Source organism: Stenotrophomonas sp. S4, assembly GCF_054187805.2.
Window position 1 is genome coordinate 454,094 of sequence record NZ_CM196188.1, and the last position, 23,769, is coordinate 477,862.

A 23,769-nucleotide genomic window follows, 5' to 3' on the forward strand; every position below is an offset into this window, starting at 1 on the left:
CCGGCCGCTGGCCGGCTGTAGGAGAAGCCGGCTAGCGGCCGGCTCTACCCGATGTCCGTGCCTGGGGTCATGGCGCTGCCCTCTGTAGAGCCGAGCCATGCTCGGCTGCCGAGAAAAGAAGTCGAGCATGGCTCGACTCTACAACAGCGGGTCTCAGCCCTTCATCGTGCCGGTATCCAGCCAGCGCTGGTGCCACGACAGCGCTTCCGGCAGCAGGTGCGGAGTGTGCTTGCCGTAGCTCTCGCGGCTGGCACGGTCGAAGTAGTCCTGCAGCTGCGGGCGGAAATCCGGGTGCGCACAGTTGTCGATCAGCACCTGCGCGCGCTTGCGCGGGGTCAGGCCACGCAGGTCGGCCAGGCCCTGTTCGGTCACGATCACCGACACGTCGTGCTCGGTGTGGTCCACGTGGCTGGCCATCGGCACGATCGCCGAGATGGTGCCGTTCTTGGCCGTGGACGGGCTCAGGAACGCCGACAGGAAACCATTGCGGGCGAAGTCACCGGAACCGCCAATACCGTTCATGATCCGCGTGCCCATCACGTGCGTCGAATTGACGTTGCCGTAGATGTCCACCTCGATCATGCCGTTCATGCCGATGCAGCCGAGGCGGCGTACCAGTTCCGGATGGTTGGAGATTTCCTGCGTGCGCATGATGATGCGCTCGCGGTAGAAATCGATGTTCTCCTTGAACGTCTCGTTGGCCTGCGGGCTCAACGCGAAGCCGGTGCACGAGGCGTAGCTCAGCACGCCGTCGCGCAGCAGGTCGAGCATGCCGTCCTGGATCACTTCGGTGAACGCGGCCAGGTCGCGGAAACCGCTCTTGGCCAGGCCGGCCAGCACTGCGTTGGGGATGTTGCCCACGCCCGACTGCAGCGGCAGCAGGTTTGGCGGCAGGCGGCCCTTCTTCACCTCGTGCTTGAGGAACTCGATCAGGTGCGAAGCGATCTGTTCGCTGGTTGCATCGATCGGGCTGAACGGGCTGTTGCGGTCCGGGCCGTTGGTGCGCACCACGGCCACGATCTTGTCCGGGTCGCAGCGCAGCGCGGTGTCGCCGATGCGGTCGTTGGCGTTGACCAGCGGAATCGGCTTGCGGTGCGGCGGCAGCGCGGTGCCGTAGTAGATGTCATGCATGCCGTCGACGCCGGCCGGCTGCCATTCGTTGACCTCGACGATCACCTTCTTGGCCAGGTCCAGCCAGGTCTTGTTGTTGCCCACCGAGGTGGAGGGCACCAGCGAGCCATCCTCGCGGATGGCCGAGACTTCGATCACGGCGGTATCGATTTCGCCATAGAAGCCAAACCACACGTGCTGGGCCACGTGGCTGAGGTGGATGTCGATGTAGTCCAGCTTGCCCTCGTTGATGCGGTTGCGCGCATCCGGGTCGCTCTGGAACGGCATGCGCATGGCGATGCCATCGGCCTTGGCCAGCGCGCCATCGAGTTCCGGCGCGGTGGAGGCGCCAGTCATCAGCTTGATCTGGAAGGGTTGGCCCTCGGCGTGCACCGTTTCGATGCGACGGGCCAGTTCAACGGGGACGGCCTTGGGATACCCGGAGCCGGTAAAGCCGCTCATGGCCACGGTTTCACCGGGCTGGATCAGCGCGGCTGCGGCCTCTGCGGAGACCACGCGGTCACGGAGACGCGCGTTGGCGATGCGATCAACAGACATGACGACACGTGTTGCTGGGGGGAATTCCGATTATCGGCCATCCTCATCCGTACGGGGGGTTCTACCTTCGTGGAATGGCTTTTCCCCGCAGGGGTCACCCATACCCACCGGTTTTGTTTTGCAGTGCAGCGTGCAAAGTGCTTTCGCAGCCCGCACGATGGCCCTGCATCCCGACGTGGGGGAGGGAGCAGAGCCCGCTGGCAGTTCGCTGCAAGCGGGCTTTTTTATTGCCTGTCGCCCAGTATGAATACGCAGCCTCCATTATCGGTAGTGCCGGCCGCTGGCCGGCGACTGCAGGAAGCAGCCGCGGAATCATCGGATCTGCCGGCCAGCGGCCGGCACTACCGGGTCGATACAATCAGCCCATGACCCTCGCCCCCGCCGACCTTCCCGCGTCCCTGCAGCCCCTTGTCGACCGTGCCCTGGCGCGCCTGGCCCAGGTCCTGCCCGAGCCCGCTCCTGCCGAGCTGCTGCCGCTGCTGACCCGGCTGGCGGTGGCCAGCGACTTCGCGCTGGACACCCTGGTGCGGCAACCGGCGCTGCTGGCACAGCTGGCCGCACCGGGCTGTCCGCCGATCCCGGCGCCGGTGCTCGATCCGCTGCAGCCCAGCGACTGGCCGGCACAGATCCGGCGTTGGCGTACCGCCATGTCGACGCGGCTGATCTGGCGCGACCTGACCGGCCTGGACGACGTGGCGCAGACCCTGGCCGGCGCCACCGCCCTGGCCGAAGACTGCCTGCAGCTGGCACTGGACGCCCTGCAGCAGGAATTCGCCCAGCGCCACGGCGTGGTCCGCGATGGCGAAGGCACGCCGCAGCAGCTGGTGGTGTTCGGCCTCGGCAAGCTCGGCGGTGGCGAGCTCAACTTCAGTTCCGATGTGGACCTGGTCTACGCCTACCCGCACGGTGGCGAATCCGACGGCCCGCGCGCGTTGGCTGCCGAAGAGTATTTCGCGCGCCTCGGCCAGCGCCTGGCCAAGCTGCTGGACGAAACCACCGTCGATGGCTTCAGCCACCGCGTCGACCTGCGCCTGCGCCCATTCGGCAGCGCCGGTCGCGTCGCGCTGTCGTTCGCGGCGATGGACCAGTACTTCCAGCGCGAAGGCCGCGACTGGGAACGTTATGCGTGGCTGAAGGCGCGCGCGGTGGCCGGCGATATCGACGCCGGTGAAGCGTGGCTGCAGACCCTGCGCCCGTTCGTGTATCGCCGCTACCTGGATTTCACCGCGCTCGACGGCCTGCGCGAGATGAAAGCGGCGATCACCGCCGAAGTCGCGCGCCGCGAATTACACGAAGACATCAAGCGCGGCGCCGGCGGCATCCGCGAAATCGAATTCCTGTGCCAGGCACTGCAGTTGATCCGTGGCGGCCGCGAACCAACCTTGCGCGAGCGCCGCCTGCTGGTGGCGCTGGAGGCACTGGTGGCGGCCGGGCAGATCGCGCCCGAGGATGGCAGCGCACTGCGCGAGGCTTACCTGTTCCTGCGCCGGCTGGAAAACCGCCTGCAGATGCTGCGTGACGCGCAGACCCACGTGCTGCCCAGCGACGCGCTGGACCGCGAGCGCATCGCCATCGGCCTGGGCTACCCGGACTGGGAGGTGCTGCGCGCGGCGTTGGCCGTGCAGCAGCAGCGGGTCAGTACCGAATTCGCCGCACTGCTGGCGCCGCGCAAGGGCCAGGCCGCGCCCGATGCACTGGCCAACTACTGGCGCAGCCTGCCCGAAGGCAGCAACGCACCGCTGCTGGCCGAAGCCGGTTTCCTCGACGCCAATGGCGCCGACCAGTCGCTGCGCGATTTCGCCCAGGGCACCGGCGTGAAGTCGTTGTCCGATGCCGCGCGTGCGCGGCTGGATCGCGTACTGCCCGCGTTGCTGCATGCGGCCACGCGCTCGCCACAACCGGATGCCGCGCTCAAGCGCGTGCTTGGCCTGCTGCAGGCGGTGTTGCGCCGAACGAGTTATCTCGCCTTGCTGGACGAACAGCCCAGCGCACTGGCGCGGCTGGTCGATGTGCTGGCGCGCAGCGCGCTGCTGGCCGAGCGGTTGGCCGCGTATCCGCTGCTGCTGGACGAACTGCTGGACGTGCGCGTGTCCGGGCCGATGCCGGATGCGGCTGGCATGCTGGCCGAGTGCCAGCAGGTGCTGGCGGTGGAAGATCCCGAATCCGCGCTGCGCTGGCTCAATGAAACGCGGTTGGCGCTGAGCTTCCGCATGGCGATGGCCACGTTGGATGGTCGCCAAGGCGCGGTGGACAGCACCCGGCAACTGGCCGAACTGGCGCAGGCGGTGGTGGTCACCGTGCTGGCGATGGCCGAAGCCGATATGCGCGCCGCACATGGTGATATTCCCGGTGGCCGTTTCGCGATCATCGGCTACGGCAGCCTGGGTGGTCTGGAGCTGGGTTTCGGTTCCGATCTGGATCTGGTGTTCCTGCACGACAACCCGGCCGGGGTGGACGCCAGCGATGGTGCACGTCCGCTGGAGCCGGGGCGCTGGTATGCGCGCCTGGCGCAGAAGGTGATGGCACTGCTCGGTGCGGTCACCGCCGCCGGGCGCCTGTACGACATCGACGTGCGCCTGCGCCCGGATGGTGGCAAGGGTTCACTGGTGTCTTCGCTGGCCAGTTACACCGAGTACCAGCGCGAACGTGCGTGGACCTGGGAACACCAGGCGCTGGTGCGCGCGCGCGGCGTGGCCGGCGATGCCAGCCTGCTGGCCGACTTCGAACAGGTGCGTGCGCAGACGCTGGGCCGCGAACGCGATGCCGGCGTGCTGTATGCCGATGTGCTGAAGATGCGCGGCCGCATGCGCACCGAACTGGACCGCAGCGATGCCGCGCGGCTGGACCTGAAGCAGGGTGCTGGCGGCGTGGTGGACCTGGAGTTCCTGCTGCAGACCGGTGTGTTGGCACGCAGCGCGCAGGTGCCCGCGCTGCTGCAGCCGCGCGACACACCGTCGTTGATCGATGCGCTGGGCGCCGCCGGTTTCCTGCCCGATGCCACCGCGCAGGCGCTGCACACCGCGCACGCGACGTTGTTGGAGGTTGGCCTGGCCTGCACGCTGGATCGGCGGCCACGTTTGGCACCGACCACCCCGGCCATTGAAGAGGCCTGCGCGGCGATCACGGCGGCGTGTAGTGCTGCAGCGCTGCCGTTCGCCTGACAGCCAGCACAAAGCACCATCGGAGCAATGATCTGGCCGTTGTCCTGCTGTTGGTAGGTGCCAACCTTGGTTGGCACAACCCATCAGCGTTCATGACCCCGGCAACAGCGTGCCAACCAAGGTTGGCACCCACCAGAGCAATGGCCCGGCGATGACCCGCCGGATCAATGAGCTGTCCGTTGTCCTGCTGTTGGTAGGTGCCAACCTTGGTTGGCACAATCCATCAGCGTTCATGAACCCGGCAACAGCGTGCCAACCAAGGTTGGCACCTACCAGGGCTATGGCCTGGCGATGACCTGCTGTTGGTAGGTGCCAACCTTGGTTGGCACAATCCATCAGCGTTCATGAGCCCGGCAACAGCGTGCCAACCAAGGTTGGCAGCTACCAGAGCGACGGCGGTCAGCTGGCCGCGCGCAGCGGCGCCATCTTCCACAGCAGCGCGCGGAACGGGGCCAGCAGGCAGACGCCGATCGCCAGCTTCACCGCCAGGTCGCCGGCGGCCCAGCTCACCCACGGCAGGGTGGAACCGGCAAACGCGATCGACCAGAAAATGGTGGTATCCACCGTCGCACTGCAGGTGGTGGCTACCATCGGTGCGCGCCACCAACTGCCACGGCGCAGGCGGTCGAACACGGTGATGTCCAGCAGCTGCGCCACGATGAAGGCCGAGCACGAGGCAATGGCGATGCGCGGCGTGGCCACCCAGATCGACAGCAGCACCGCCACCGCGAAACCGATCCACGCCACGCGGCGCGCCGGGCCCGGGCCGAAGCGGCGGTTGATCAGGTTGCTGACCAGGAACGCGACCGGATAACTGAAGGCACCCCAGGTCAGCCAATCGTTGATCGGGTACTGCACCAGCACGTTGGACAGCAGCACCACCGCGCCCATGGCCAGTACCGCCAGCACCAGGGCGCGGGCGGTCAGCGGGGCAAACACAGGGGCAGGACGCACGGACATGGCGAGCCAGGGGGACAAAGGGGATCGCCCATTATCCGCCCGGCCCGCGGCAAAGCCAAAACCGGTCGTTCAGCTTTACAGCGCTTCGCTCATCACGTCGCCAGCGGCGTAGGCGGTGGGCACATAGGCCAGCGCCTGGCCCTGTGCGCTCTTCACGGTCCAGCCGGCACCGGCTTCGGTGGGGTCGAAATGCACCTGCTGGCCAACCACGAACGCCGCCGTCTGGTCTTCGTACACGCGCGCCGGCCAGCGCAGGGTGGCGGTCTGGTCGGCCTTGTCGGGCACCTGCAGCTGCACCTGGCGCTCGCCCGCCGGCGTGGTCTCCACCTTCTTCACTTCCATCGGCGGCAGCGGCACCGCCTTGGTGCGGGCAGCCCTGGCATTGCGTTCGCTGGCCTTGAACGGCGCCTTCGACAGTTCGGACAGGCCCGCCGATGCGGCGAGGGGGACCGAGACCACGATCAGCGAGGTGATCAGCACGCTGGCCTCACTGCTGTTCAACTGCGGCGCGGCGCCGGCATGGACGGTGGGCACCAGCAGCGCCGAGAGCAGCAGGGCAGAAGCGGGAACGCGCAGGCAACGGAACATGGAGACCTCCTGGTCAGGGTGGGGACGGCGACTCAGCGCCGGTTATCGAAAATGTCGCGCGGGCCGGTGGCCTCGGGCAGGTATTCCAGCGCACGGCCCTGGTTGTCCTTCAGCTGCCAGCCCTGGTCGGCGCCGGTCGGCTCGAAGTTCACGGTCTGGCCCACGGTGAACTGCACGGCGGGATCGCCGATGCCGCGCGGGTACTGCATCGATGCAGTGTTCTGCGGGTCATTGGCATCGCGCAGCAGCACTTCGCGGCGGCCATCGACGGTGGTGGCGATTCCACTCACCTCCATCTGTGGCAGCTTGATCTGCTGCGGTCGGGCCAGCGGCTGGCCCGCCTCGGCAGCATCCTGGGCTTCCTTCGCCGCCGCTGCGCGGGCCGAGGCCACCATCTGCGTGGACATCTCCAGGCTCGGCCCCTGCGGGCCCGGGTCGTGGATGATCACGATGCGGCGCTCGGCGTGCGCGGCCGATGACCAGGCCAGCGCGCTGACGATCAGCATCGATACCAGGGAGTTGTGCAGCAGGCGCATGTCGTTCTCCTTGCGGGATTCAGGGCGAGGCTGCGGCGGCACCGGCCACCGGCACGTGGGGGATCACCAGTTCCTGTTGCAGCTGGCTGCGCTGGTGCAGGAAGTCGAACACCGATTCCACCGTCACCACCGAATAGTTGCCGGAGATGCGCTCGCCGGCCGGATGGTCGGTGGTGGTGGCGTTGGCCACGAACAGGCGCGCACCCACGCGCTTGCCGAGGCCGATATGCAGCACGCTGGGCTGGTACTTCTGCTGGCGCAGCCACTGCTGCGCCTGTTCGCGCTTGACGATGGCCGGCGCGCCTTCGGCCTGCGCCATTGCTGCCGCCAGCACCTCCAGCACCCACTGGTTGGAGTTCTGGTAGTCGGTGGCGAACGGGTAGGCAACCACGTTGTATTTGGTTTCGTGCAGCGCCTTGGGCTGGATCGAGGGCGACACCAGCATCGCTTTCAACGCCGCACGCAACGGCGCCGATGGCACGCCGATGCGCAGGTCGGTATGGCCACCGCTTTCGCCGACGAAGTTGCCCAGGCCTTCGTGATACAGCTGCGAGCTGTCGGTCTTGCAGCGGTTGAGCAGGTGCATCGCGCGCCAGCGGCCGTCGTCCTCGCGCAGCAGGAAGGCCAGGTGGCTGTGGCGCAGGCCGTAGCGGCTCAGATCCTGGCCACCGCGCGCGGCCACCACCACGTCCACGTCGGGCAGCGCGTCCAGCCGCTCGGCGGTGGTCCAGGCCACGTCCAGCATTGCCGCCTGCGACGCCACACTGGGATAGCGCTCGCGGCACTCGGTGCTGTTGGCCCATGCAGGTGCGGTCGCCAGCAGGCTGGCGATCAGCAGCGCGGCGCGGGGCAGGCGGGAAAAACGATCCATGTCGGTACCTTCAACGGCGGGTAGGCCCGCGCGCCGATCATACGCTGCTCAGCGCAGCGGGCGATCCACACCCTTGCGCTTGAGTTCCCTGTCGCAGGCATCGCTGATCGGGGCGATCGGCAGCGGTGGGCGCTCGCCCGTCTTCGGATCGCGCAGCGCCGGCTGTTCGCGGTAGGCGTCCAGCTGCTGCTGGCATTGATAGGAGATCGGGTCCAGCTCGGTGGGCGCGGTGGAGCACGCAGCGAGCAGGGCCAGGGGCAGCAGGAGCAGGGTACGCATGAAGACGTTCAGAGTGATGGGGGAAGCTGGACTCTACCCGCGCAGCTGGATCGAAATGTTCAGAAATCGCTGGGCGGTCGGGGCGTGCCGGCCAGCGGCCGGCACTACCGCAATGCCAGCCGCGCTTTCACTTCCGCCGCAATCCGTGCGGTTTCGCGCAGTGGCTCGATGCGGTCGTACTGCCAGTCCAGCCAGCGCGCCTGCAATCGCCCGCGCTCGCGCAGCTGTTGCTGGAAGCGCGCCAGCCGCCCCTGCACGGTATCGGCCAGCGCCACCATCACCGGCATGCGCGTGGCGCAGGCTTCAGAGAGCAGGTTCACCGAATCGGGCGAGACCACCACGCGGTTGGCCCAGCCGAGCAGGCCGCCATAGGGATTGGTGCCGTCGCCACCATCGCCCCAGATCACGTTTGGCAGGTCGGCGAATTTCGCGCGCAGGATCTCGGCCAAGGCCGGCGGCGTGCGCCGCGAGGTGGTCGCCAGCAGGCTGCCGCCTTCGCTGCGGATCTGGTCGGCCAGCGCCTGGAACACGCCGACCATCGCCGTCTCGTCCCACGGTGCCAGCGGCGTCGGGCCGCCCACCAGCAGCGCGGTGCGCGGGCCGGGCAGGGTACTGAAGCCGGCGAACGCGGCGCGGCCCCAGGCAAGCCAGTCATCGTCCACCGGGTTGAGGCTGCCGAGCAGGGTCAGCACGTTGCTGCCGCGCAGGGCATCGTGTTCGGGCACCACCACCACATCCCAGTGACGCGCGCCGATGCGCGGGTCCAGGATCTGCACCACCTGGCTGCCACGTGCGCGCAGCACGCGCAGGGCGCCAGCGGCCTGTCGGCCACAACCGATCGCCAGCGCCGGAGCCTCGGCAGCCAGCGTCGCGAAGGCCTCGCCGTAGCCGTTCACATCACCGGGCAGGCGTCGCGGCGACAGCCAGCGCCAGGGCGCGCGGGGCTGCAGCAGCAGCGGCCGATGGGTGCCCTGGCGCAGCGCCGAGGCCAGCGCGACCGCCTGGCGGACATTGCCCGCACGGCCGTCCGTGACCGTCCAGGGCGCGCTCGATCGTTTCACCATTGGCATTAATTCGTTTCAGCCCTGCTGGGTGTTGCAACAGTCGCGACACTCTACACTGCGGCTCGTCGATTCGCCCCGCGCCGCCCGCGGGCACTGACTTCCCTTAGCCGCCCTGGAGATCCACCGATGTCCCACGCGCTCGACGCTGCTGCCCTCGATCAGCTGTTCCGCACTGCCCGTACCCAGAACGCCTTCCTCGACAAGCCGGTCCCGGCCAGCCTGCTGCAGGAACTGTACGACCTGGTGAAGTGGGGCCCGACCGCGGCCAACACCACGCCGGCCCGCTTCGTCTTCGTCACCTCGAAGGAAGCCAAGGACAAGCTGGCCCCGGCCCTGTCCGAAGGCAACCTGGCCAAGACCATGGCCGCCCCGGTCACCGCCATCATCGGCTTCGACCTGGACTTCCACGAGAAGCTGCCGTACCTGTTCCCGCACACCGATGCCAAGGCCTGGTTCGACGGCCCGCAGGAAGGCCGCCACGAAGCCGCCATCCGCAACGGCAGCCTGCAGGGTGCCTACCTGATCCTGGCCGCACGCGCGCTGGGCCTGGATGCCGGCCCGATGTCCGGCTTCGATGCGGCCAAGGTGGACGAAGCCTTCTTCGCTGGCACCTCCATCAAGTCGAATTTCCTGGTCAACCTGGGTTACGGTGACCCGGCGGGCCTGTTCCCGCGTCTGCCGCGCCTGTCGTTCGACGAAGCGGCGCGCATCGCGTAAGTCGCTGTATCGATTCCGGGCCGCCCCCTTGGCGGTCCCTGCTGTACCCACCCTACGATCCGGAGAGTTCCTGAGATGAGCGCCACCCGTAAACTGCTGCTGCCGCTGGCCCTGACCCTGGCCATCGCCGCCTGCTCCAAGCCGGCCGACACCGCTGCCCCGGCGGCCGACGCCGCCGCCCCGGCCACCACCGAGCAGGCCGCCACCCCGGCTGCTGATGCCGCCGCCGCTGCGCCGGCCGCCGAAGCGATCAAGATCGCCTCGGGCACCTACAAGCTGGACCCGAGCCACACCGACGTGCTGGCGCAGTGGAGCCACTTCGGCTTCTCCAACCCGAGCGCGCACTTCGGCAACGTCGAAGGCACCCTGGTGTACAACGCCGAAGACGTGACCAAGTCCACCGTGGAAGTGAAGCTGCCGCTGAGCGGCCTGAACAGCTTCACCGCCAAGTTCGACGAGCACCTGAAGAGCGCCGACTTCTTCGACGCCGCCAAGTTCGCCGATGCCACCTTCAAGAGCACCAAGGTGGAAGCCGCTGGCACCAACAAGCTGACCGTCACCGGCGACCTGACCATCAAGGGCATCACCAAGCCGGTCACCCTGGACGTCACCGTCAACGGCGGCGGCGAGCACCCGATGGCCAAGGTTCCGGCCGCCGGCTTCGATGCCACCACCACCCTGAAGCGCAGCGATTTCGGCGTCGGCGCCTACGCCCCGAACGTCAGCGATGAAGTGAAGATCCGCATCACCACCGAAGCCACCGGCGAAAAGCCGGCCGCTTGATGCACCCCACTCACTCGTCGTGAGAAGGCAGAAGGCCCGCTGAAAAGCGGGCCTTCTTTTTGGGTGCTGCATGCGAGGTGCCCGATGCCGATGGGGTTGCCGGCCAGCGGCCGGCACTACCCGGTAGGTGCCAACCTGCATCGGCTGGGAGCGGACCTGCATCTGGTGGGTGCGGACCGTTGGTCCGCACGATCCCTCAGCGCAGCGCGCCCAACCATGCCACGCACGCTTCGCTCGGGCTCTGCTTGGCCTTCACCGCCAGCCCGCTCACGCGCACGAAGGTCTGCGCGGCCTGTGCCACCACCTGGCGTGCGATCAGCGCCGCCTGCTTGGTCGCGGCCTGCTGCTTGCGCAGCTGCACGATGTTGATCGAAGGCCGGCCGACCGGTGCGTACTTCTGGTCGCGGCGCAGCACATCGGCTACCTGCGCCACTTCGAATTCGGCCTGCAGGTAACGGTGCTGTGCCTCCACCAGCTCACGCAGCGGTACGCGCAGCGCAGCGGTGTCGGCGAAGGCGGCCAGTGCCGCATCGCAGGCGGCGTCATCGGCAAAGCGGGTACGCAGCGCGTCCACGCTGGCCAGGGCCAGTTTGGCCATGTGGGCCTCGTTGCTGCAGGAAAGGAGCGCGATTGTCGCATTGCTTGCCGGTTAATGCGTTGAACCAGGTGGCGGAATCCCTGTAGAGCCGAGCCCATGCTCGGCTCATCGCGCGCAGCGCGAGGGTTCTCCGATGGCGGAACGAAAAGCAGCCGAGCATGGGCTCGGCTCTACAATGGCCCGCTGTATCACCCACGGAAGGAAGATCCATGCAGGACGCGCAGTACTGGTTGAACGAATTCTGGACGGGCCTGAGCGTGCTCGATCTGCTGGGCGGCAGCCTGCTCGGCACGTTGCTGGGCCTGGTGCTGGGCATCGTCGCCTGGCGCTGGCTGCACCGCCGTGGTTGGTTGCAGCGGCGCAATCGCTGGCATCACTGGCTGCTGGCCAGCTACGTGGTGCTGCTGCCGTTGGCCACGGCCTTCTTCGGCCTGCAGCTGGGCTTCACTGCCGGTGCGCACCGCGCGCTGTTCAAGCAGCTCGATCATTTCCAGCCGCACCTGCAGACCCTGGTGGAAGGCTGGAGCGAAGGCTTCACCGACTCGCTGGACGACCCGCGCATGCGCGAGGCATTGCGCAGCCAGGGCACGGTGGGCGATGTGGCCGACACCATTGCCTCGGCCTACCTCAGAGAACATCCGTTGCCCGGCCTGGACCGCCTTGGCAACGGCCCGCTGGCGCGCGGCACCGGCTGGGTGATCGGCAAGGTGCGCGAAGGCGTGCTGCGCGGCATGGTGGAAGACACGCTGGTGGACAAGGCCGGCACGATTGGCCTGGAGCCCAAGGTGGTGCGCGAAGCGCTGACCATGCACGTCGATGAGCTGTTGCACACCCGTGGCGTGCTGCGGCTGGTGAAAGCGCAGATCAACGGCATGATGCCCGGCGTGTATTTCGGGCTGCTGCTGCCGTTGTTGATCATCGCGCTGCTGGTGACGCTGGAGATCTGGGCCGCGCAGCGGTTCGGGTGGACGTGGCAGGTGGCATCCAACGCGGTAGTGCCGGCCGCTGGCCGGCAGCTGCGGGTTCCTGCCGAAGGTTCATGAGGTTGCCGGCCAGCGGCCGGCACTACCCATCGGAGGGCGTGCGGACCAACGGTCCGCACCCACCATCTTTTGCTCAATCGCCGTCGGTTTCGTCGGGGTGGGCCTTCCAGTAGCCGGTCGAGCGGATCCAGTCGCGCGGCACGCCCAGGTGGCCTTCAATGAACTTGCGCATCATCCGTGCGCGGCGCGATTCGGTGGCGATCCAGTAGAAGACATCGCCGTCCGGCGCTTCGAAGTCGGTCAGCATGTCTTCCAGCAGCGTGCTGCTGGCCGCCGGAAAGCCGTTGCGCTCCAGCCAGTGGATGCGCACGTTCTCGTACTGCGGCAGGTCCTGGCGCTCGGCCTCATCGCTCACTTCGATGAAGGCCTGCACCTCGGCGCCGTCCGGCAGCACGTCCAGCCAGCGGGCGATGGCCGGCAGCGCGGTTTCATCGCCGATCAGCACATAGGCGTCGTAGCTGTCGGCTACCACGAACGAGCCGCGCGGGCCGCCGATCACCAGCACGTCGCCCGGCTGGGCCTGCTCGGCCCACGGCCCGGCAATGCCCTGGTCGTGCAGCACGAAGTCGATGGCCAGCTCGCCGGATTCGTGGTCCCACCAGCGCGGGGTGTAGTCGCGCGACGGCGAAGGCTCCTTGCCGGCCGGGTAGCTGCGGCCTTCGGCGGTCAGCACCGGCAGCACCATCTCGCCGCTGGCGTTGGGGAAGAACAGCTTGATGTGGTCGTCGGCGCCGGGCGAATCGAAGCCGGCCAGATCGTCGCCGCCCAGCACCACGCGGCGCATGTGCGGGGTGACGTCTTCGGTGCGCAGCACGGTCAGTTCACGGAAGCGCACATCCAGGCGCAGGCGCGTGTTGTTGTGTTCGGTCATGGGGATACCTGCAAAGGTGTCGCGCGGGGGCGCGCGGCATGGGGGAGGACCTGGCTGGAGTCAGTCTGGCTGGGTCGTTGAAAGTGGTGATGCCTCGCTACCGGCGGTACCGTTCAGTAGGGCAGACGCCCGCGTCAGCAGCGCCGCCACCTCGTCCGCCTCACCCTCGGCCCAGCGGCCGTGGTGATGCACCAGCGCCCGCTTGAACTCGCGCAGGGCCGTGGCCAGCGGCGGCGGCAGCGAAGCCTTGGTGATCTCGCGGGCACGGTCGAAGGCACGCCGCTGCGCCAGACGCACCTGGGTGCGCTGCACCTTCAGCTCGAACTCGCCAGCGGCAGTGATGCGGAAGATCCGCTTGCCGTCCACTTCCTCGGCCTCGATCCAACCGGCCTGCTCGAAGCTGGCCAGCAGCGGGTACATGGTGCCGGCGCTGGGCGTATAGGCCTGCATGAACTGGTTGCTGATCAGCTGCATCAGCTCGTAGCCATGGCGCGGCTGCTCGCCGATCAGGGCCAGCACCAGCAGGCGCAGGTCGCCGCGGCTCAGCACCCGCGGCTGGCCGTTGCGACGCGGCACTGCCGGATCGGTGGAACGGGCTCTGGGAGAAGCGGTATGGCTCATTTCGATATATCGGTAAACGAGTGTGCAAACGATATATCGATATATCGAAGCCGGCAATCATCGATCCGGCCACAAGCAGGTCCGTTTTGGGCCACGGCCGGCCACGCGCACAGCAAAAGGGGCGCCCCTTGCAGGGCGCCCCGGCGATGCTGTGGAAGGGAGCAGGGCCGCCAGGCCCCTCACTCGCGGCCCACGCTGGACCCGCTGCCGGCACCATTCCAGAGGCAGATGCGACATGTTGTCGCCGGTTCAGTACACCCGCCCGGGGCGCACCTACGGTGGTGCCGGAGTTGCCCTACAACCGTCATCGGCAGCGGTAACACTGCGTCCTGCACATGGGCGCAGCGGCCCGCAAGCGACAGCCCGCGCAGCTGCCAAGGCCCGCCGCAGGGCCGTCAGCGGGTCCGGCAAGCCCCTTGCGGACACTGGCCGGTTGCATCCATACGCCTGCGTAGCCAAGTGACGAAAGCCCTTGGTGCGCTACACTTTGCGGTCTAGAAATCTATACAACAGTCGCGCGCGTGCGTGCGGTTATGGGAGCGCTAATGAACTGGTTGAACGAGGTGCTGAACAACGACCCGAATCCTGTGGAAACCCAGGAGTGGATCGAGTCGTTGAAGGCCGTTATTGATGTCGAGGGCTCCGAGCGCGCGCATCAGCTGCTGGAAGGCATGGTGGAACTGACCCGTCGTTCGGGCGCCTACCTGCCGTTCTCTCCCACCACCGAGTACGTCAACACCATCGAGCCGCAGCTCGAGGCCAAGAGCCCGGGCAATGCCGAGCTGGAATGGCGCATCCGTTCGATCATCCGCTGGAACGCGATGGCCACCGTGGTGCGCGCCAACCGCAAGCCGGGTGACCTGGGCGGCCACATCGCCTCGTTCGCCTCCGGCGCCACCCTGTACGACGTGGGCTTCAACCACTTCTGGCGCGCCCCGAGCGAAAACCACCCGGGCGACCTGCTGTTCATCCAGGGCCACAGCGCCCCGGGCATCTACGCGCGCTCCTTCCTGGAAGGCCGCATCAGCGAAGAGCAGCTGGACAAGTTCCGCATGGAAGTGGACGGCGGTGGCCTGTCCTCGTACCCGCACCCGTGGCTGATGCCGGAATACTGGCAGACCCCGACCGTGTCGATGGGCCTGGGCCCGCTGGCCGCCATCTACCAGGCGCAGTTCATGCGCTACCTGGAAAACCGTGGCCTGATCGAGAAGTCCGACCGCAAGGTGTGGTGCTTCATCGGCGACGGCGAGAGCGACGAGCCGGAAACCCTGGGTGCCATCGCGCTGGCCGGCCGTGAAGGCCTGGACAACCTGATCTTCGTGGTGAACTGCAACCTGCAGCGCCTGGACGGTCCGGTGCGCGGCAACGGCAAGATCATCCAGGAACTGGAAGGCGTGTTCCGTGGCGGCGGCTGGAACGTGATCAAGCTGCTGTGGGGCGGTTACTGGGATGCCCTGCTGGCCAAGGACAGCGACGGCGTCCTGAAGAAGCTGATGATGGAAACCGTCGACGGCGAGTACCAGAACTGCAAGGCCTTCGGCGGCGCATATACCCGCGAGCATTTCTTCGGCAAGTACCCGGAAACCGCTGCGATGGTTGCCGGCCTGAGCGACGACGACATCTGGCGCCTGAACCGTGGTGGCCACGACCCGCACAAGGTGTACGCCGCCTACCACCAGGCCGTGAACACCAAGGGCATGCCGACCGTCATCCTGGCCAAGACCGTGAAGGGTTACGGCATGGGCAGCGCCGGTGAAGCGCTGAACCCGACCCACCAGACCAAGAAGCTGGACGACGAAGCGGTGCGCCACTTCCGCGACCGCTTCAACATTCCGGTGACCGACGCGCAGCTGGCCGACGGCCAGGTGCCGTTCTACCACCCGGGCCCGGATTCGCCGGAAGTGCAGTACCTGCAGGAACGCCGTGCCGCGCTGGGTGGTTACCTGCCGCAGCGCCGCCGCAAGGCCGACAAGACCTTCGTGGCGCCGAAGCTGGAAGCCTACGACCGCCTGCTGAAGAGCAGTGGCGAGCGCAGCTACTCCACCACCATGGCCTTCGTGCAGAGCTTGAACATCACCCTGCGTGACAAGGAACTGGGCCCGCACATCGTGCCGATCGTGGCCGACGAAGCCCGTACCTTCGGTATGGAAGGCCTGTTCCGCCAGATCGGCATCTACGCGCCGTTCGGCCAGAAGTACAAGCCGGTCGACGCCGACCAGCTGATGTTCTACCGCGAAGACCAGAGCGGCCAGGTGCTGCAGCAGGGCATCAGCGAGCCGGGTGCGATCAGCTCGTGGATGGCCGCCGGTACCAGCTACTCGGTCAGCAACGTGCCGATGCTGCCGTTCTACATCTACTACTCGATGTTCGGCTTCCAGCGCGTGGGCGACATCGCCTGGCAGGCCGCCGACATGCGTACCCGCGGCTTCCTGCTGGGTGGCACCGCCGGCCGCACCACGCTGAACGGTGAAGGCCTGCAGCACGAAGATGGCTTCAGCCATCTGGTGGCCGGTGGCATCCCGAACGTGCGCAGCTACAACCCGACCTTCGGCTTCGAAGTGACCGTGGTACTGCAGCACGGCACCAAGCGCATGATGGAAGACCAGGTGGACGAGTACTACTACGTCACCCTGATGAACGAGAACTACACCCACCCGGAAATGCCGGAAGGTGCCGCCGAAGGCATCGTCAAGGGCATGTACCTGCTGACCGACGCCGGCAAGCCGAAGAAGGGCGAGCTGCGCGTGCAGCTGCTGGGCTCGGGCACCATCCTGCGCGAAGCCATTGCCGCGGCCGAGCTACTGGACAAGGACTTCGGCGTGACCGCCGACATCTGGAGCTGCCCGAGCTTCAACGAACTGCGTCGCGATGGTTTCGACGTGGAGCGTGCCAACCGCCTGCATCCGGAAGGCGAGCAGCGCAAGGCCTACGTGACCGAGCTGCTGGAAGGCCGCCAGGGCCCGGCGATTGCCGCCACCGACTATGTGCGTGCGTATGCGGACCAGATTCGTGCGTTCGTGCCGATGTCGTATACCGTGCTGGGTACCGATGGGTTCGGTCGTTCGGATACCCGTGCGAACCTGCGCCGGTTCTTCGAGGTTGACCGCTACTACATCGCGCATGCCGCGATTGCGGCACTGGCGAAGGAAGGGAAGATGACCGCGAAGGATGTGGCCCGGGCGATCAAGCAGTACAAGATTGATCCGGAGAAGGCTAATCCTGTTGGGGTTTGATGCAGTGAGTTTCTGAAAATGCAAACGGCGACCTCTTGGGTCGCCGTTTGGCTTTATAGACTCTGCACGTGCTTCACTATCAGCTGATAGGCCGAGGGGGACATGGGAAGCATGATCGAATCAGAAATGCGTTCTGGTGCCGAGAAAATACTTCTTAATAAAGTTTCAGAGATTCAGAGTCGCATAGCTTCGATCTTCGAGGGAAGAGAGAAAGAGGCTGTAATCGAGGTATTCCGGCTGCTCGATCTGATGTTTGTAAGCCAGATGCTGGGGGGGCACGTGGATGAGGATGCGCGACTGCGTGCCTACTACGTTAGATGTGGTGTGCCTGAGGCGTTGGCGCCCATATTGGCGAAGGCGCATGAACGCCCGCGTGGTGTGCCGTGGGGAAAGTCGCACGAGCTTCTTGGATCCTTGATCGCCACTTGTTTGGAAGAACTGGGAAAGCTGGTTGATCTTCTTAGACTGGTTCGCATCTCAGCGCACGGGGTCGCGACAGTTGAAGTCAAGACCAAGCTCATTCAGATAACCACCACGACCGATGCAAAGGAACGGTTCGCGCGTCGCTTGCTAAAAAGTAGTTACCTCGAGCAGCCGCCGAAAGGTGATCTTCCAACAGAAGCTGTGAAAGAAAGGATGCGTCTCTACGTTCGTCATGACGATGTGTACCACATCGCGTACGAGAGTGATTCCGAGATTGTCAGTCAGCATTTGCAGCTAGCGGAAGGCTTCCGGTCGAGGTTTCCAGAGTCTGAGGCAATCCCGGAAAACTCCATAATTGGTGGGCGGCCATTCAAGGCGTGGCGGCGTGAGTGTGAGCGGGCGCTCGGCAGGACACTTGCACACATCAATTTCTCGCTTCTACTCTGCCAAGATCGGCCAGCGACGCGCTTGAGGGACGTGCTCACCATGTTTTGTACAAAAGCGGACGCCGCTGCTGTACTGAACGACGGAGAAGGCGCTGAAGTGGGTGGTGATCAAGTTCTAAGGGCATTAACGCTTGAGCCAGAGGATCTTGAAGAGTGGTCGAAAACTTACGAACCTCCAGCGAGTCAGTACGTGTCGCTCGACAGGGACTTCGTACTTATCCCATGCTTTGGAATGCTCGGAAATCCCTACTATGCAATGTTTCGACACATCCGGAAGCACCATAGAAAAGATTGGGATAAAGCCGTAGATGCTAGGGAGGGTGTCTTTAGGGAGGATCTCGCGTCGATCTTTCCGGCGCCGAGGTATGTAGTACCTCGGCACGGCTATAAGCTTAAACGATCCGATGGAACACATCTGACAGATATCGATGCGGTGATTATGGATTGCGTAACTGGGAGTGTCGCACTAGTCCAGTTGAAGTGGCATGATCCTTACGGAAGGTCCATATCTGAGCGAGAAAGCCGCCGGAAGAACTTAGCAAGAGCGACTGACTGGGTAGATAAAGTCAACGAATGGGTTGGTGGAAGAACTTGCGCTGAGATAAGCTGCGCGTTGCAGTTACCTCCATCTGAATGCACCCGCTCCCCCGAGGTCTTTGTTATCTCGAGATACGCGGCTCGGTTCGCTGGTGATGATCGTGTGGATTCGGGGGCGACATGGCTCTCTTGGCCGGAGCTCAAGTATGTTGTGGCGCATGCTAATGACGATCCAATTCGGGACGTTGCCAAGCTTTCCGAAGAGATGCTGATCGGAGAGGTCGAAGGCGAAGTGATTCCGTTCACCAGGAAATTCCAATTCGGCGATCTAGGTGTGACACTTCAAGTTGGTTAGCTCTCGGCTCGTTCGTCATCGTGCCGAACTGCACAATTATATTGAATTCTTCTTGCTGCTAAATCAGGAATCTTGCGATTTCTTGGCGGATGTCGTACTGAAGATTATGGTTGTAAAGTATGATGGATGATGTGGTCTATACTTTTCTGTGAGCTATTGGGCGACGGAGAGATCATCTCGCTCTATTTCTGATATCTCGGGAGCGGGGCTCCCTTGCAGGGTGTCGTCAATCATTTTTATCTGCTCAATGACGCTCTTCATTACAATGGAGCAAACGCCATTTCCGCATACTTTCACTTTGTCCCTCCTCGTTCCTGATGCAAATTGGTGATCGGAAGGGAGTGACATTGCTCGGGCTAACTCGCTCGGTTGCAGCATGCGCATGTGCCAGCGGTTGCTCTTCTTCTTTACCAATGCAAAGCGGTCAACCGTGGTTACTGTTCGCAACGGTGTGTCCAGCGTCTGCCACGATTTATCACCACCAGAGCCGTAGTAGACGATCAAAAACTCCGCACTAGGTCCTAAAGTCGCGATCGCGTCCCGCGCGCGAGCAACGGTTGCTTCTGCGCGACTGGGAACAAAGAGAGGCTTCATCGGCCAAGTTCCGTCCGGGTCAAGAATGTCACGGACGGACTGAGCTGAAGCACCTTTCGGTGGGACGATGGAGGGTGGAGCGACTCCGAGGCCTGCAATTAAGAAGAGGCGGTTTCGACTTTGGGCGGATCCAAAATCGGACGAGTTTAAAATAAAGTCCTCCACGAGATACCCTAGCTTGCGGAGTGAATCCACCAAGTCTTGGTATCTATGCCACTGCTTCATTTCCTTTACATTTTCTATCACAACCCACTTGGGTAGGAGTGCCGAAATCCAATCAATCGTGTAAAGAGCGGTTTCCTTACTTCGCTCGTCCCGAGGCGCACTTCCCTTAGCGACGGAGTGGTTCGTGCACTCAGGCGATGCAATGAGCAAGTCTAGGGTGCCTTTGGCACAGTACTGAAGCGGATCAATGCTCTCTATGCGGTCGTTGATCACGATCGCGCTTGGGAAGTTCAGCTCGTATGTCTTGCAGGCAAACGACCACAGGTCAACTGCCACGACCGGCTCAAGCCCCGCTAGGACGGCCCCGCGGGCCCCCAAGCCTCCACCGCAGAACAGGTCGACAAAGCTCTTCATCGTGTGAAATGATCTAAAAGCGTGAAAGCCGCCAGGCTATCAATTTCGGATGAAGTTTGCCAGGAAAATTTTGGAGGCGGGATGGCAAAGCTTAGACCACGTGCAAGGATCATTCGTACCATTGGAGATCAGCTGATCAGCGGGCCGGAAGCTGCGCTGATTGAGCTTGTAAAAAATGCCTACGACGCAGACGCGTCGACCGTGAGAATTGCCATTGTTCCGAAGGGTAATGATGCTCTGTCGTTCATGACTGTGTCAGATGACGGCCACGGTATGAGCGCATCCGATATCTTGAGTAAGTGGCTTGAGCCGGCTACGGGGGACAAAATTGCGCGCAAAGTAAGCCCTCTTGGTAGGAGGCTTCTTGGGGCAAAAGGGGTGGGTCGATTTGCAACCGCAAGGCTTGGCAAGAAGGTGGAACTGCTTAGTCGAGTGCAAATTTCAGATGAACTAGAAGTTTCAAATTTTGAACTGGATTGGGATGACTTTGAGCGACATGAGTATCTTGATCAAATTGATGTAGAGGTCATTGCCTCGCGTGAATCGGTGGTGTCTGAAAATACCGGAGTCTCTCTAAAGATTGTCGATCTGAGAGATGCGTGGACCCAGAAGCAGCTTGAGAGCTTGATTAAAGAGCTGCGTCGATTGTCCTCTCCCATGGCCCTTCGAGAAGCCGGATTCAGGATACTCTTGGATTTGAGTGGTTTCACGGAGGTGAGCGCTGGCTTCGACGGTGCATCGCTGGTATCTGGCCGAGTGATAGGCGAGAATGATGAAGCTGAGATTGAGCCTCATTTGATCCGGCCGTTTTCGCTTGGCAGCGTCTATCACTACCGGCTGGAAGGAGATTTTGATTCTTCAGGCGGATTCCTCGGCCGCTTCGTGAACAAGCGAGCTGACGGTGCACCTCAGGAGATTCGGGTTGAGGCACCATCGTATCTTCCTGACGAATTAAGTTGTGGCGAAGTGTCCATTGCAATCAATATCTACGACCGTGAGCCTGAGGCGATCCTTGATCTATTCAAGAGGATGGGCTTGTCGGCACTTGGAAGAGTGGATGCGCGGAAAATACTTGATGAGAATATCGGCGTCGGGATCTATCGAGACGGATTTAGAATTCGGCCCTATGGTGACGCTGAGACTGATTGGCTTGAGCTTGAGAGAAAAAGGGTTCAGAACCCATCTCAGAAGCTTGGATTGAATCAACTTTGGGGTGGGGTATTTATCCTCGGGGAAGGTGATTCAGGGCTCATCGAGCGTAGCAGTCGGGAAGGGCTTGAGCACAACGGATCTTTTATGAGGTTGCGGCGCCTAATCAACGATGTCATGGCTAGAGTCGAGTTGATCAGGTTTGACTTTAGAGGGAAAGCGGGGCTGAGCAGAAAGGCTGAGGGGGACGCAGGTGCCGTTCGAGAGAAGGCCGGACTACAGTCTATGGCAAGGGCTATTGAGAGGCTCCCGGTGCAGTATCGCGACGGGATGCGGAAAGCATTGCGCCAAGAATCTGCGGCCTTGAAAACCTCGATTGTGGAGCTTGAGAACTTTCAGCTAAAGCTGGCCGCCCAATCAAGCATTGGGTTGGTCGTGTCGCAGGTGCTGCACGATGGACGTCGTTTTCTTGGTGATATTAATACAAGATCAAAAACGCTTAGTGATGGCTCTCAGCGACTTCTGGAACAGTCTCCATTCGGTGAGCACTTCCGAGCTGTATTTGGAAATAATGCTGCATCGATCAAAGAGTCGGCATCCCACCTTACCCGTCTGTTTAGGGCGCTTGATCCTCTAGCAAGTCGCAAGCGCGGGAGGCCAAAGACCATGGATCCCGTGGAAGTTATAAGAAAGTGTGTCGAGTTGAACGCGGATGCACTCAGAGATGGGGGAATCAACCTAGTTGAGCCTAAGCTCGGTGCCACGCGGAAGGCCACTATATATGAGGCTGACCTGATGGCAGCGGTGTTGAACATACTTGATAACGCAATTCACTGGTTGGGAACTTCAGATCGTATTGATAAGGAAATCGTTATCTCCGCGTCAGAGTCGAAGCGGTGGGTAAAGGTCTCAATATCAAACAACGGGCCCGCCGTCGACCCCATCGTCGAGCCGAACTTGTTCCGGCCTGGTTTTACACTCAAGACTGAGGGTTCTGGAATCGGATTGGCAATCGCGAGAGAGGCGATGAAAGCGAGCAAGGGAAAGGTCGAGTATGATTCCGCATCCGAATTGACTAGTTTTTCTATTTACATGAAGAGCGAATAGAGGGGAGGCTGAAATGGACGTTGCCTGTATTAATGTTGTGTTAGTTGAGGACGAGGGCGCTAACATCAAAGCATGGCAGGACCATGCGGCGATGCATAACGCGGATGTGCAGAACACAGGATTCAAGGTCATAACGATTGTTGCGAAGAGCGCGGCCGAAGCAAGGCACGCGCTTGTCGAGAATCGCGCTGATGCAGTGGTGGTTGATCTTCGCCTACGAACCGAAGGTAATGCGGCACCTAATGATCACGGAAACGATGTGGTCCGATACGCCCACAGCGCTCATCCTGTTGCCATAGCCGTCTACACTGGTCAGAGGCAAGAGGCTGAGGTCGAAGCTTTTCCTCAAGTAGAGGTGTTTGATCGCGGTGCTGGACTCGTGCCAGTTTTTGAATGGCTGGGGAAGCAGCGAGGTATGTTGGAACATCTCAAGGAGCTTCGTAATTCCATCGAGGCTGAGACGGCCAAGGTGTTCTTCAGCTCGGTTTGGCCCCGTTGGTCAGGTTGGACAGCTCAGCGGGGACCGGCCATCAAGCCGATGCTGTTCCGCCACGTTATTGCTCACATCCACGACAATTTGATGAATGCGAATGGAGGCGTCTCCCATCCCGAGGAGACCTACTTTGTTCCGCCCATCAAGGTTAGATTCGATACAGGTGATATCGTTCGAGATGGGCAGGGGCTTTGGGTGGTGGTAACACCGAGATGCGACTTGGCGACTGACGGTAAGGTCTCGTTGGTTCTGCTGGCCGAGTTCCAGGACATTTCCACACGGTGGAGGGGCGCGAATGCCAGGGAGCGAACTAAGATTTCTCAGCATGGCGGGTCACATAAGAACCACTTCCTTCCGGAGATGGTGGACTCTGCAGGTAATGGAATGGGACCTTGGTTCGTGGACTTCACCTCTCTCAGGGTTGTTCCAATTGATGGGGATCAGGGACTCAAGGCGATGAATAGAGTCGCCTCGCTAACGCCCCAGTTTGTACCGTCTCTCGTCGAGCGGTTCGGAGCATACTTTAGTCGCATTGGTACACCTGTAGTTTCGCAGGACTGACGAGGGCGTAAGTCGTCGTAGGTAGCTTGGTGTCCCCGCTGAAGCTGTTCGGCGGGAACTTTGTTGCTGCAGCGTACGCTTGCTTGGTGGAGGCCGCTGTGCGGCCAAAGCCGGGAACGAACGATGTAGTTTGTCAGTGTGCACCGCAGTCTGTTCGGGCTTCCGATACGTTTCGTACGGGGAATTCCGTTCCAGCGCCGGAGTAGAGGTTGAACGCAGCGCGTCTCAGCGGCTTGGCCTATCAAAGCCGACGATGAGCAACTGTGATGATGAGTTGTCCACGAGCAGAGCGAGCTCATCTCGGCAGTTGAGCTCAAGGTGCCTAGCCGCAAAGCGCCCGGCCCCGAGCGCAGCATCTTCATCCACTAGGCTTATGGCTTCTTCGCGCATGACAGCAAACTCGGCATCTGAAACACTGGGGAAGGTTCTTAGCTCGAGCCCGCCTTTGGGCAGGTGCAAGTGGCCGAGTGCTGAACCAATCAGTGCTGCCAAACACATTAGTGCGTACGTCAGAGACTTCATTGGAAGTCCT

The 23,769-nt window shown here is 63.1% G+C and carries 20 protein-coding genes; 8 read left to right on the forward strand and 12 right to left on the reverse strand.

Annotated features, from left to right (window positions below):
• Window positions 1–153: 153 nt before the first annotated feature.
• Window positions 154–1,668, reverse strand: a complete 1,515-nt coding sequence (gene scpC, locus ACUZUJ_RS02000; RefSeq protein WP_458220723.1) for a succinyl-CoA:acetate CoA-transferase ScpC — start codon at window positions 1,666–1,668, stop codon at window positions 154–156.
• A 365-nt stretch (window positions 1,669–2,033) separates the two neighbouring features.
• On the opposite strand from scpC, the gene glnE reads away from it, so the two are divergent.
• A complete protein-coding gene (glnE, locus tag ACUZUJ_RS02005; RefSeq protein ID WP_458220724.1) occupies window positions 2,034–4,829 on the forward strand; it encodes a bifunctional [glutamate--ammonia ligase]-adenylyl-L-tyrosine phosphorylase/[glutamate--ammonia-ligase] adenylyltransferase in 2,796 nt (931 codons plus the stop codon).
• Window positions 4,830–5,228: 399 nt separating this feature from the next.
• Here the strand turns inward: glnE and ACUZUJ_RS02010 are convergent, their stop codons facing one another.
• The 6 genes from ACUZUJ_RS02010 to ACUZUJ_RS02035 form a co-directional block, all read right to left on the reverse strand.
• Window positions 5,229–5,789, reverse strand: coding sequence for a queuosine precursor transporter (locus ACUZUJ_RS02010; RefSeq protein WP_049443507.1), 561 nt, complete (start codon window positions 5,787–5,789; stop codon window positions 5,229–5,231).
• Window positions 5,790–5,864: 75 nt separating this feature from the next.
• Complete coding sequence (locus tag ACUZUJ_RS02015; RefSeq protein WP_458220725.1) at window positions 5,865–6,377, reverse strand: hypothetical protein; 513 nt, start codon at window positions 6,375–6,377, stop codon at window positions 5,865–5,867.
• Window positions 6,378–6,409: 32 nt separating this feature from the next.
• Window positions 6,410–6,913 carry a hypothetical protein gene (locus ACUZUJ_RS02020; RefSeq protein WP_135968412.1) on the reverse strand — a complete coding sequence of 168 codons (504 nt, stop codon included), beginning with the start codon at window positions 6,911–6,913 and terminating at the stop codon, window positions 6,410–6,412.
• A 19-nt stretch (window positions 6,914–6,932) separates the two neighbouring features.
• The gene (locus tag ACUZUJ_RS02025; protein WP_458220726.1) at window positions 6,933–7,784 is read right to left on the reverse strand and encodes a DUF2145 domain-containing protein; all 852 of its coding nucleotides are present in this window, start codon (window positions 7,782–7,784) and stop codon (window positions 6,933–6,935) included.
• A gap of 48 nt (window positions 7,785–7,832) precedes the next feature.
• The gene (locus ACUZUJ_RS02030; protein ID WP_049443513.1) at window positions 7,833–8,063 is read right to left on the reverse strand and encodes a hypothetical protein; all 231 of its coding nucleotides are present in this window, start codon (window positions 8,061–8,063) and stop codon (window positions 7,833–7,835) included.
• A 104-nt stretch (window positions 8,064–8,167) separates the two neighbouring features.
• The gene (locus ACUZUJ_RS02035; protein WP_458220727.1) at window positions 8,168–9,127 is read right to left on the reverse strand and encodes a mitochondrial fission ELM1 family protein; all 960 of its coding nucleotides are present in this window, start codon (window positions 9,125–9,127) and stop codon (window positions 8,168–8,170) included.
• 126 nt (window positions 9,128–9,253) lie between these two features.
• On the opposite strand from ACUZUJ_RS02035, the gene ACUZUJ_RS02040 reads away from it, so the two are divergent.
• Entirely contained in the window at window positions 9,254–9,844 is a 591-nt protein-coding gene (locus ACUZUJ_RS02040) for a malonic semialdehyde reductase (protein WP_049443517.1), read from the forward strand.
• 75 nt (window positions 9,845–9,919) lie between these two features.
• Window positions 9,920–10,627, forward strand: coding sequence for a YceI family protein (locus ACUZUJ_RS02045; RefSeq protein WP_005415047.1), 708 nt, complete (start codon window positions 9,920–9,922; stop codon window positions 10,625–10,627).
• Window positions 10,628–10,823: 196 nt separating this feature from the next.
• Here the strand turns inward: ACUZUJ_RS02045 and ACUZUJ_RS02050 are convergent, their stop codons facing one another.
• On the reverse strand, window positions 10,824–11,225 hold the full coding sequence (locus tag ACUZUJ_RS02050) for a hypothetical protein (RefSeq protein ID WP_458220728.1): 402 nt from the start codon (window positions 11,223–11,225) through the stop codon (window positions 10,824–10,826).
• A gap of 209 nt (window positions 11,226–11,434) precedes the next feature.
• Here ACUZUJ_RS02050 and ACUZUJ_RS02055 point away from each other — a divergent pair, with 209 nt between their 5' ends.
• Window positions 11,435–12,268: a hypothetical protein gene (locus ACUZUJ_RS02055; protein ID WP_458220729.1), complete on the forward strand. Its 834-nt coding sequence runs from the start codon at window positions 11,435–11,437 to the stop codon at window positions 12,266–12,268.
• Window positions 12,269–12,341: 73 nt separating this feature from the next.
• On the opposite strand, the gene ACUZUJ_RS02060 is transcribed toward ACUZUJ_RS02055, so the two are convergent.
• On the reverse strand, window positions 12,342–13,139 hold the full coding sequence (locus ACUZUJ_RS02060; RefSeq protein ID WP_101764816.1) for a siderophore-interacting protein: 798 nt from the start codon (window positions 13,137–13,139) through the stop codon (window positions 12,342–12,344).
• Between the two features lie 60 nt (window positions 13,140–13,199).
• Window positions 13,200–13,760 carry a PadR family transcriptional regulator gene (locus tag ACUZUJ_RS02065; RefSeq protein WP_458220730.1) on the reverse strand — a complete coding sequence of 187 codons (561 nt, stop codon included), beginning with the start codon at window positions 13,758–13,760 and terminating at the stop codon, window positions 13,200–13,202.
• A gap of 545 nt (window positions 13,761–14,305) precedes the next feature.
• On the opposite strand from ACUZUJ_RS02065, the gene aceE reads away from it, so the two are divergent.
• Both aceE and ACUZUJ_RS02075 read left to right on the forward strand, forming a co-directional pair.
• The gene (gene aceE, locus ACUZUJ_RS02070; RefSeq protein WP_510468063.1) at window positions 14,306–16,993 is read left to right on the forward strand and encodes a pyruvate dehydrogenase (acetyl-transferring), homodimeric type; all 2,688 of its coding nucleotides are present in this window, start codon (window positions 14,306–14,308) and stop codon (window positions 16,991–16,993) included.
• Between the two features lie 102 nt (window positions 16,994–17,095).
• The gene (locus tag ACUZUJ_RS02075) at window positions 17,096–18,754 is read left to right on the forward strand and encodes a hypothetical protein (protein WP_510468064.1); all 1,659 of its coding nucleotides are present in this window, start codon (window positions 17,096–17,098) and stop codon (window positions 18,752–18,754) included.
• A gap of 153 nt (window positions 18,755–18,907) precedes the next feature.
• Here the strand turns inward: ACUZUJ_RS02075 and ACUZUJ_RS02080 are convergent, their stop codons facing one another.
• The gene (locus ACUZUJ_RS02080; protein ID WP_458220855.1) at window positions 18,908–19,927 is read right to left on the reverse strand and encodes a DNA cytosine methyltransferase; all 1,020 of its coding nucleotides are present in this window, start codon (window positions 19,925–19,927) and stop codon (window positions 18,908–18,910) included.
• A gap of 21 nt (window positions 19,928–19,948) precedes the next feature.
• On the opposite strand from ACUZUJ_RS02080, the gene ACUZUJ_RS02085 reads away from it, so the two are divergent.
• Window positions 19,949–22,183 (forward strand): ATP-binding protein, encoded by a 2,235-nt coding sequence (locus ACUZUJ_RS02085; protein ID WP_458220856.1) that lies wholly within the window; start codon window positions 19,949–19,951, stop codon window positions 22,181–22,183.
• Window positions 22,184–22,196: 13 nt separating this feature from the next.
• Window positions 22,197–23,237: a response regulator gene (locus tag ACUZUJ_RS02090; RefSeq protein ID WP_458220857.1), complete on the forward strand. Its 1,041-nt coding sequence runs from the start codon at window positions 22,197–22,199 to the stop codon at window positions 23,235–23,237.
• A gap of 225 nt (window positions 23,238–23,462) precedes the next feature.
• Here ACUZUJ_RS02090 and ACUZUJ_RS02095 read toward each other — a convergent pair whose 3' ends face one another.
• Window positions 23,463–23,759 (reverse strand): hypothetical protein, encoded by a 297-nt coding sequence (locus ACUZUJ_RS02095; protein ID WP_458220858.1) that lies wholly within the window; start codon window positions 23,757–23,759, stop codon window positions 23,463–23,465.
• Window positions 23,760–23,769 lie beyond the last annotated feature (10 nt).

Excerpts from the sequence above, each read along its gene's own strand:
- scpC (WP_458220723.1), bottom strand. The coding sequence starts at position 1,668 with ATGTCTGTTGATCGCATCGCCAACGCGCGTCTCCGTGACCGCGTGGTC.
- glnE (WP_458220724.1), top strand. The coding sequence starts at position 2,034 with ATGACCCTCGCCCCCGCCGACCTTCCCGCGTCCCTGCAGCCCCTTGTC.
- ACUZUJ_RS02010 (WP_049443507.1), bottom strand. The coding sequence starts at position 5,789 with ATGTCCGTGCGTCCTGCCCCTGTGTTTGCCCCGCTGACCGCCCGCGCC.
- ACUZUJ_RS02015 (WP_458220725.1), bottom strand. The coding sequence starts at position 6,377 with ATGTTCCGTTGCCTGCGCGTTCCCGCTTCTGCCCTGCTGCTCTCGGCG.
- ACUZUJ_RS02020 (WP_135968412.1), bottom strand. The coding sequence starts at position 6,913 with ATGCGCCTGCTGCACAACTCCCTGGTATCGATGCTGATCGTCAGCGCG.
- ACUZUJ_RS02025 (WP_458220726.1), bottom strand. The coding sequence starts at position 7,784 with ATGGATCGTTTTTCCCGCCTGCCCCGCGCCGCGCTGCTGATCGCCAGC.
- ACUZUJ_RS02030 (WP_049443513.1), bottom strand. The coding sequence starts at position 8,063 with ATGCGTACCCTGCTCCTGCTGCCCCTGGCCCTGCTCGCTGCGTGCTCC.
- ACUZUJ_RS02035 (WP_458220727.1), bottom strand. The coding sequence starts at position 9,127 with ATGGTGAAACGATCGAGCGCGCCCTGGACGGTCACGGACGGCCGTGCG.
- ACUZUJ_RS02040 (WP_049443517.1), top strand. The coding sequence starts at position 9,254 with ATGTCCCACGCGCTCGACGCTGCTGCCCTCGATCAGCTGTTCCGCACT.
- ACUZUJ_RS02045 (WP_005415047.1), top strand. The coding sequence starts at position 9,920 with ATGAGCGCCACCCGTAAACTGCTGCTGCCGCTGGCCCTGACCCTGGCC.
- ACUZUJ_RS02050 (WP_458220728.1), bottom strand. The coding sequence starts at position 11,225 with ATGGCCAAACTGGCCCTGGCCAGCGTGGACGCGCTGCGTACCCGCTTT.
- ACUZUJ_RS02055 (WP_458220729.1), top strand. The coding sequence starts at position 11,435 with ATGCAGGACGCGCAGTACTGGTTGAACGAATTCTGGACGGGCCTGAGC.
- ACUZUJ_RS02060 (WP_101764816.1), bottom strand. The coding sequence starts at position 13,139 with ATGACCGAACACAACAACACGCGCCTGCGCCTGGATGTGCGCTTCCGT.
- ACUZUJ_RS02065 (WP_458220730.1), bottom strand. The coding sequence starts at position 13,760 with ATGAGCCATACCGCTTCTCCCAGAGCCCGTTCCACCGATCCGGCAGTG.
- aceE (WP_510468063.1), top strand. The coding sequence starts at position 14,306 with ATGAACTGGTTGAACGAGGTGCTGAACAACGACCCGAATCCTGTGGAA.
- ACUZUJ_RS02075 (WP_510468064.1), top strand. The coding sequence starts at position 17,096 with ATGGGAAGCATGATCGAATCAGAAATGCGTTCTGGTGCCGAGAAAATA.
- ACUZUJ_RS02080 (WP_458220855.1), bottom strand. The coding sequence starts at position 19,927 with ATGAAGAGCTTTGTCGACCTGTTCTGCGGTGGAGGCTTGGGGGCCCGC.
- ACUZUJ_RS02090 (WP_458220857.1), top strand. The coding sequence starts at position 22,197 with ATGGACGTTGCCTGTATTAATGTTGTGTTAGTTGAGGACGAGGGCGCT.
- ACUZUJ_RS02095 (WP_458220858.1), bottom strand. The coding sequence starts at position 23,759 with ATGAAGTCTCTGACGTACGCACTAATGTGTTTGGCAGCACTGATTGGT.